At 72.3% G+C, this 8,404-nt stretch carries 6 protein-coding genes; 4 read left to right on the top strand and 2 right to left on the bottom strand.

Features of this window, described 5'->3' with window-relative positions:
• Positions 1-68: 68 nt before the first annotated feature.
• The gene (locus tag GTW67_RS21985; protein ID WP_161166524.1) at positions 69-1,244 is read right to left on the bottom strand and encodes a saccharopine dehydrogenase family protein; all 1,176 of its coding nucleotides are present in this window, start codon (positions 1,242-1,244) and stop codon (positions 69-71) included.
• 240 nt (positions 1,245-1,484) lie between these two features.
• Between GTW67_RS21985 and GTW67_RS21990 the strand changes: the two genes are divergently transcribed.
• From GTW67_RS21990 to GTW67_RS22000, 3 genes are read left to right on the top strand one after another with little or no spacing between them, the layout of a single operon-like run.
• A complete protein-coding gene (locus GTW67_RS21990; protein ID WP_161166525.1) occupies positions 1,485-2,666 on the top strand; it encodes a CaiB/BaiF CoA transferase family protein in 1,182 nt (393 codons plus the stop codon).
• Positions 2,667-2,677: 11 nt separating this feature from the next.
• A complete protein-coding gene (locus tag GTW67_RS21995; protein WP_161166526.1) occupies positions 2,678-3,892 on the top strand; it encodes an acetyl-CoA C-acetyltransferase in 1,215 nt (404 codons plus the stop codon).
• Between the two features lie 43 nt (positions 3,893-3,935).
• Entirely contained in the window at positions 3,936-6,116 is a 2,181-nt protein-coding gene (locus tag GTW67_RS22000) for a 3-hydroxyacyl-CoA dehydrogenase NAD-binding domain-containing protein (RefSeq protein WP_161166527.1), read from the top strand.
• A gap of 48 nt (positions 6,117-6,164) precedes the next feature.
• Here the strand turns inward: GTW67_RS22000 and GTW67_RS22005 are convergent, their stop codons facing one another.
• Complete coding sequence (locus GTW67_RS22005; RefSeq protein ID WP_202437542.1) at positions 6,165-6,899, bottom strand: MerR family transcriptional regulator; 735 nt, start codon at positions 6,897-6,899, stop codon at positions 6,165-6,167.
• 232 nt (positions 6,900-7,131) lie between these two features.
• On the opposite strand from GTW67_RS22005, the gene GTW67_RS22010 reads away from it, so the two are divergent.
• On the top strand, positions 7,132-8,404 hold a 1,273-nt coding region (locus GTW67_RS22010), incomplete at its 3' end, for an amino acid permease (protein ID WP_161166529.1).

Consider the following 8,404-nt stretch of genomic DNA (forward strand, 5'->3'; position numbering starts at 1 on the left):
GCGGGTCCGAGACCGCGGGCCCGGACCGCCTCGGGGCCGGCGCCGAGTCCGCCGCTCGCCGCCCCGGGTCAGCGCGTCGCCGCCACCCGGAAGGTGATGCCCGCCCTCCGCAGGCGCTCCGTGAGCGCGTCGCCCATCGCCACCGCCGTCGTGACCTGACCGGCGGTCTCCGGCAGGTCGTCGAGCGCGAGCGACAGCGCCGCCTCGGCGAACATCTTCGCCGTCTCGTCGTATCCCGGGTCACCGCCCGCGACCTCGGTGAACACCCGGCGGCCACCGCCCTCGCCCACGAAGCGGACCCGGAACCAGCTCTCGGCCCGCTTCTGCGGGCTCGGTCCGTCACCCGGCTTGAGCAGGCCGGACAGACGGCGCCGCACCGGCGGGACCTGCGCCGCGGCCACCAGCGCGCCCAGCGCCGCCACCCCGCCCACCGCGACGGGCAGATGCCGGACGGCCGCGTAGTGCCGGTAGCGGAAGTCGGGACCGTACCGGTCGAGCGCCTTGGCGGAACGCCGCACGATCTGCGGATCGACGGTCGGCAGCGGCAGCGCCCACGCCCCCACCTCCCCGGCGTACCGCGGCGCGCCCGTCGGTGTCACCGCCCGGCGGCCCACCAGCCGCGGCTCGTGCCGGCGCCGTTCCCGCGCCGCGGCCTGCATCTGCCGGCCCCGCGCGAACTGGCCCAGCGCGGAGGCGAACGTGCCGCCGGAGAAGGCGGCGCCGGCGGTCACGAAGCCGTCCACGGTCAGCGGCACGCCCTCCGGCAGCTGCCGCACCGTGAAGTACACGCCCAGGTCGTGCGGTACGGAGTCGAACCCGCACGCGTGCACCAGCCGCGCGCCGGTCTCCCGCGCGCGTGCGTCGTGCCGCACGTACATGAGGTCCACGAACTCGGGCTCGCCCGTCAGGTCCAGGTAGTCCGCGCCGGTGTCCGCGCAGGCGGCGACCAGTCCCTCGCCGTACCGGACGTACGGGCCGACCGTCGAGGCGACCACGCGCGCCTGCTCGGCGAGCGCCCGGAGGGAGGCCGGGTCGGACACGTCCGCCCGCAGCACGCCGACCCCGTCGCCGGACAGCCGCCCGGCGAGCCGCCGCAGTTTCATCTCGTCGCGTCCGGCGATCGCCCAGCGCAGCCCCTCGGGCGCGTGCGCGGCGAGGTACTCCGCGGTGAGCTCGCCGACGAAACCCGTCGCCCCGAAGAGCACGATGTCGTACGGCCGGTCCGTCCTGTTCAGCCTGCTCATGACACTCCTTCGCCACCGTTCGGCGTCCCGTCGGCGCCCCTCGGCGGCCTCGCCGGCAACCCCTGGGCCCACAGCACGCGCCGTCGCCGGTGGCTGAGGCTAGCGTGAGGAGAGCCGGGCCCCGCGAGGAGCCTGCCCCATAATTGGCTAAGCGCTTGCTCGCCAGGTCTTGTGCCGAGTGGAACACGTTCTTAGCATCACTGGTGTTACATCAGTTGTGTCACAGAGCTTGGGGGCTCGATGACGAAGGCGAAGACGCCGGGTGACGGCCCGCTCAGCGGCGTGCGTGTGGTCGAGCTGTCCGGGATCGGCCCCGGGCCCTTCGCCGCCATGCTCCTCGCCGACCTCGGCGCCGACGTCGTCCGCGTCGACCGGCCCGGCGGCCCCGGCCTCACGATCGACCCCGCCCTCGACGTCACCAACCGCAACAAGCGCTCCGTGATCGTCGACCTCAAGGCGCCCGACGGCCCGGCCCGCGTCCTCGACCTCGCCGAACGCGCCGACGTCCTGATCGAGGGCTACCGCCCCGGCGTCGCCGAGCGGCTCGGCATCGGCCCCGAGCCCTGCCACGCCCGCAACCCGCGCCTCGTCTACGGCCGCATGACCGGCTGGGGCCAGGACGGCCCCCTCGCCCAGCGCGCCGGCCACGACGTCGGGTACATCGCGCTCACCGGCACCCTCGGCATGATCGGCGCCCCCGACGGACCGCCGGCCGTCCCGGCCAATCTGCTCGGCGACTACGCGGGCGGCTCCCTCTACCTGGTCGTCGGCGTCCTCGCCGCCCTGCACCACGCCCGCGCGACCGGCACCGGCCAGGTCGTCGACGCCGCCATCGTGGACGGCGCCGCCCACCTCTCGGCGATGATCCACGGCATGCTCGCCGCCGGCGCCTGGCAGGACCGGCGCGGCAGCAACCTCTTCGACGGCGGCGCCCCCTTCTACGGCACCTACGAGACCGCCGACGGCCAGTACATGGCGGTCGGCGCCCTGGAGCCGCGGTTCTACGCCGAGTTCATGGCGCGGCTCGGCGTCCCGGGCGAGGTGCCGCCCCGCGAGGACATGGCCCGCTGGGGCGAGCTGCGCGAGGCGATCGCCGCCCGCTTCAAGGCCCGTACCCGGGACGAGTGGACGGCCCTGTTCACGGACTCCGACGCCTGCGTGGCCCCCGTACTCTCGCTGCGCGAGGCCCCGCACCACCCCCACCTCGCCGCGCGCGGCACCTTCACCGACCAAGGCGGCATCACCCAGCCGGCTCCCGCGCCCCGCTTCTCGGCGACCCCCACCGCCGTCCGCACCGGCCCCGCCCTCCCCGGCGCCGACGCGGAGTCCGTCGCCCGCGACTGGGACCTGCCCGGCGCCCCTCAGCCCGACAGCCCCGCGAAGAACCCTCAGCAGCACAGCCCCGCGAAGAACCCTCAGTGAAAGGCCTGCCAGTGACCACCGAAGCGTACGTGTACGACGCGATCCGCACCCCGCGCGGACGCGGCAAGGCGAACGGCGCCCTGCACGGCACGAAGCCCGTCGACCTGGTCGTCGGCCTCATCCACGAGATCCGCGCCCGGTTCCCCGGCCTCGACCCGGCCGCCGTCGACGACATCGTCCTCGGCGTCGTCGGCCCGGTCGGCGACCAGGGCTCCGACATCGCCCGCGTCGCCGCCATCGCCGCCGGACTCCCCGACACGGTGGCCGGCGTACAGGAGAACCGCTTCTGCGCCTCGGGTCTGGAGGCCGTCAACATGGCGGCCATGAAGGTCCGTTCCGGCTGGGAGGACCTGGTCCTGGCCGGCGGTGTCGAGTCCATGTCCCGGGTGCCGATGGCCTCGGACGGCGGCGCCTGGTTCAACGACCCGATGACCAACCTCGCCACCAACTTCGTGCCGCAGGGCATCGGCGCCGACCTGATCGCCACCATCGAGGGCTTCTCGCGCCGCGACGTCGACGAGTACGCGGCCCTCTCCCAGGAGCGGGCGGCCACGGCGTGGAAGGAGGGCCGCTTCGAGCGGTCCGTCGTGCCGGTGAAGGACCGCGCCGGCCTCACCGTCCTCGACCACGACGAGCACCTGCGGCCCGGCACCACCGCCGACTCCCTCGGCAAGCTCAAGCCGTCCTTCGCCGACATCGGCGAACTCGGCGGCTTCGACGCGGTGGCGCTCCAGAAGTACCACTGGGTGGAGAAGATCGACCACGTCCACCACGCGGGCAACTCCTCCGGCATCGTGGACGGCGCCTCCCTGGTCGCCATCGGCTCCAAGGAGGTCGGCGACCGCCACGGGCTCACGCCGCGCGCGCGGATCGTCTCCGCCGCCGTGTCCGGTTCCGAGCCCACCATCATGCTGACCGGCCCCGCCCCCGCCACCCGCAAGGCCCTCGCCAAGGCCGGGCTCACCATCGACGACATCGACCTCGTCGAGATCAACGAGGCGTTCGCGGCGGTCGTGCTGCGCTTCGTCAAGGACATGGGACTGTCCCTGGACAAGGTCAACGTCAACGGCGGCGCGATCGCGCTCGGCCACCCGCTCGGCGCCACCGGCGCCATCATCCTCGGCACGCTCGTGGACGAGCTGGAGCGCCAGGACAAGCGGTACGGCCTCGCCACCCTCTGCGTGGGCGGCGGCATGGGCATCGCCACCATCGTCGAGCGCATCTGACCCCCTCCCGACGGATACGACGGATCACCAGGAGCACACCCTCATGACCACCGAGTCCACCACCATCCGCTGGGAGCAGGACGACACCGGGATCGTCACGCTCGTCATCGACGACCCCGACCAGTCCGCCAACACCATGAACCAGGCGTTCCGGGCGTCCCTCGCGGCCGTCACCGACCGCCTGGAGGCCGAGAAGGACACGATCCGCGGCGTCATCGTCACCTCCGCCAAGAAGACCTTCTTCGCCGGCGGCGACCTGCGCGACCTGATCCGCGTCACCCCGGAGACCGCGCAGGACCTCTTCGACGGCGGCATGGCGATCAAGCGCGACCTGCGCCGCATCGAGACCCTCGGCAAGCCCGTCGTCGCCGCGCTGAACGGCGCGGCCCTCGGCGGCGGCTACGAGATCGCCCTCGCCTGCCACCACCGCGTCGCCCTCGACGCGCCCGGCTCCAAGATCGGCTGCCCCGAGGTCACCCTCGGCCTGCTCCCCGGAGGCGGCGGCGTCGTCCGCACCGTGCGGATGCTCGGCATCACCGACGCGCTGCTCAAGGTCCTCCTCCAGGGCACCCAGTACACCCCGCGCCGCGCGCAGGAGAACGGCCTGGTCGACGAGGTCGCCGAGTCCCGCGAGGACATGCTCGCCAAGGCCCGCGCCTTCATCGACGCCAACCCGGAGTCCGCCCAGCCCTGGGACAAGCCGGGCTACCGCATCCCCGGCGGCACGCCCGCCCACCCGAAGTTCGCCGCCAACCTGCCCGCCTTCCCGGCCAACCTGCGCAAGCAGACGAACGGCGCCCCCTACCCGGCGCCGCGCAACATCATGGCCGCCGCCGTCGAGGGATCCCAGGTCGACTTCGAGACCGCGCAGGTCATCGAGGCCCGCTACTTCGTCGAGCTGGCCGCGGGACAGACCGCGAAGAACATGATCCAGGCGTTCTTCTTCGACCTCCAGGCCGTCAACTCCGGCGCCAACCGCCCCAAGGGCATCGAGCCGCGCAAGGTCACCAAGGTCGCCGTCCTCGGCGCCGGCATGATGGGCGCCGGCATCGCCTACTCGTGCGCCCGCGCCGGCATCGACGTCGTCCTCAAGGACGTCTCGCTGGAGTCGGCGCTCAAGGGCAAGGCGTACTCCGAGAAGCTGTGCGCGAAGGCCGTCGCCAGGGGCCGTACGACGCAGGAGAAGGCCGACGCGCTGCTCGCCCGGATCACGCCGACCGCCGAGGCCGCCGACCTCGCGGGCTGCGACGCGGTGATCGAGGCGGTGTTCGAGGACACCTCGCTCAAGCACAAGGTGTTCCAGGAGATCGAGAACGTCGTCGCCCCCGACGCGCTGCTGTGCTCCAACACCTCCACGCTCCCCATCACGGCGCTGGCCGAGGGCGTCGAGCGGCAGGACGACTTCATCGGCCTGCACTTCTTCTCGCCGGTCGACAAGATGCCGCTGGTCGAGATCATCAAGGGCGAGCGGACGGGCGACGAGGCGCTGGCGCGCGCCTTCGACCTGGTCCGGCAGATCAAGAAGACGCCGATCGTCGTCAACGACTCGCGCGGCTTCTTCACCTCCCGGGTCATCGGCCACTTCATCAACGAGGGCGTGGCGATGGTCGGCGAGGGCGTCGAGCCCGCCTCCGTCGAGCAGGCCGCCGCCCAGGCCGGCTACCCGGCCAAGGTGCTCTCCCTGATGGACGAGCTGACCCTCACCCTCCCGCGGAAGATCCGCAACGAGACCAGGCGGGCCGTGGAGGAGTCCGGCGGCACGTGGACCGCGCACCCCGCCGAGGGAGTCATCGACCGCATGGTCGACGAGTTCGAGCGCCCCGGCCGCAGTGGCGGCGCCGGGTTCTACGAGTACGGCGAGGACGGCAAGCGCGCCGGGCTGTGGCCGGGCCTGCGCGAGCACTTCACCAAGCCCGGGTACGAGATCCCGTTCCGCGACATGCAGGAGCGGATGCTGTTCTCCGAGGCGCTGGACACCGTCCGCCTCCTGGAGGAGGGCGTGCTGACCTCCGTCGCCGACGCCAACATCGGCTCGATCTTCGGCATCGGCTTCCCCGGCTGGACCGGCGGCATCCTCCAGTACATCAACGGCTACGAGGGCGGCCTGCCCGGCTTCGTCGCCCGCGCCCGCGAGCTGGCCGAGCGCTACGGCGACCGGTTCACGCCGCCCGCGCTGCTCGTGGAGAAGGCGGAGAAGGGCGAGGTATTCACCGACGGCCGCTGACGGCAGCCACGCACACCACCACCGACGGCGAGCGACTGGGGAACCCTCTCAGCGCTCGCCGTCGGCGTCCAGCCACTCCCGCAGCTCGTCCCGCAGCGACCGCTGGAAGGTGGTCAGCAGCGCCTGCACCACGATCGGGTGCATATGGGCGGACAGGGACCGCACGTCCCGCGCGTCGCGCTCGGCGACCGCGTCCCGCAGCAGCCGCGACAGATCGCGCGCGGCAGCCCGGGAGTGCTCCAGCAGAGCGGTGCGCGCGGCGAGGACCGTCTCGGAGGACAGAGGGACGTCCAGCAGCTCGACGCCGAGCCGGAGCAGCCCCGCGTCGACGCGGTAGGCGTCCCGCCCGTCCGCCTCGCCGTCCTTCTTGCCGTCCCGTACGACGATGTCCATCTCCGCCAGCCGGTCCACCTCCTCGTCGGACAGCGGCCGCCCGGCCCGCCGGCCCAGCTCCTCGCGCGTGACCCGCTCCACCGTCTCCGGAGCCCAGGACGCCACCACCGCGCGGTGCAGCGCGAGGTCGTGGGCGGTGAGGCCCGGCGGCAGCTGCTTCAGATACCGCTCGATCGCGGCCAGCGTCATGCCCTGGTGCTGGAGCTCCTCGATCAGCGCCAGCCGGGCCAGGTGCTCCCTGCCGTAATGCCCGACCCGCCGCGGGCCGATCACCGGCGGCGGCAGCAGGCCCTTCGTGCCGTAGAAACGGACCGTGCGCACCGTGACGCCGGTCCGCGCGGCCAGCTCGTCGATCGTGAGGGTCGGCTCCCCGGTGTCGCTCGTCGTCATGTGCAGCAGTATCGCTGTCTCACCAACGCTGTGACACCTCATGTGCCCCAGGTGAAGGCGTCCGACGGGTCCTGTGAGAAGTCACGCTGTGTGACATGAGCCACCGCATGCGAACGCAGCGTCGTGGGAAGGTGCTGCCTTGGTCTGTGCCGCGAAGGGTGGTGCGGGCCTCGTCACTGTACGGACGACCTGGGCGTATCCCGCCCGGGCGCACCAGAGAGTGGAACCACCCGTGAGCAAGGACGCCGTCGGCACGGCACAGGCCGCCACCCATCCCCAGGCGGCCGGGACACCCGCGGACGCGGGCGACGCCGGCTACAGCAAGGACCTCAAGGCCCGCCACGTCAACATGATCGCCATCGGCGGCGCGATCGGCACCGGCCTCTTCCTCGGCGCCGGCGGACGGCTGCGCGACGCGGGCCCGGCGCTCGCCGTCGCCTACCTCGTCTGCGGCGTCTTCGCCTTCTTCGTGGTCCGGGCGCTCGGCGAGCTGGTGCTCTACCGGCCCTCGTCCGGGTCGTTCGTGTCGTACGCGCGCGAGTTCCTCGGCGAGAAGGGCGCCTACGTCGCCGGCTGGATGTACTTCCTGAACTGGTCGACCACCGGCATCGCCGACATCACCGCGATCGCGCTGTACACGCACTACTGGAGCCTGTTCACGAGCATCCCGCAATGGGTGCTCGCCCTGGCCGCCCTCGCGGTGGTCCTGGCGGTGAACCTCATCTCGGTGAAGATCTTCGGCGAGATGGAGTTCTGGTTCGCGATCGTCAAGGTCGCCACCCTGGTCGGCTTCATGCTGATCGGCATCTTCCTGCTGGCCACGCAGCACGACGTGGGCGGCTACACCCCCGGCGTCAGCATGATCACCGACCATGGCGGCATCCTCCCGCACGGCGTGATGCCCGTGGTCCTCGTCATGCAGGGCGTGATCTTCGCGTACGCGGCCCTGGAACTGGTCGGCGTCGCCGCCGGCGAGACCGCCGAGCCGGAGAAGGTCGTCCCGCGCGCGGTGAACTCGATCATGTGGCGCGTCGCTCTCTTCTACGTCGGCTCGGTCGTCCTGCTGGCCCTGCTGCTGCCCGGCTCGCTCTACTCCGGCGACGAGAGCCCCTTCGTCACCGTCCTGTCGAAGGTCGGCGTCCCCGCGGCCGGCGACGTGATGAACCTCGTCGTCCTCACCGCCGCGATGTCCTCCCTGAACTCCGGCCTCTACTCCACCGGCCGCATCCTGCGCTCCATGGCGATGGCGGGCTCCGCGCCCAAGTTCACCCGCGTGATGAGCCGCAGCCAGGTCCCCTACGGCGGCATCCTGCTGACCTGCGGCATCTGCGTGCTCGGCGTGGGCCTGAACTACCTGATGCCGAGCAAGGCCTTCGAGATCGTGCTGAACGTCGCCTCCCTCGGCATCATCAGCACCTGGGTGATCATCATGGTCTGCCACCTGGTCTTCGTCCGCCGCGCCCGCGCCGGCCTGGTCACCCGCCCGCACTTCCGCCTGCCCGGCA

It is taken from the genome of Streptomyces sp. SID5910 (assembly GCF_009862125.1).
Lineage (GTDB): Bacteria > Actinomycetota > Actinomycetes > Streptomycetales > Streptomycetaceae > Streptomyces.

Coding starts and splice junctions, on each gene's coding strand:
- GTW67_RS21985 (WP_161166524.1), bottom strand. CDS start 1,244: ATGAGCAGGCTGAACAGGACGGACCGGCCGTACGACATCGTGCTCTTC.
- GTW67_RS21990 (WP_161166525.1), top strand. CDS start 1,485: ATGACGAAGGCGAAGACGCCGGGTGACGGCCCGCTCAGCGGCGTGCGT.
- GTW67_RS22000 (WP_161166527.1), top strand. CDS start 3,936: ATGACCACCGAGTCCACCACCATCCGCTGGGAGCAGGACGACACCGGG.
- GTW67_RS22005 (WP_202437542.1), bottom strand. CDS start 6,899: ATGACGACGAGCGACACCGGGGAGCCGACCCTCACGATCGACGAGCTG.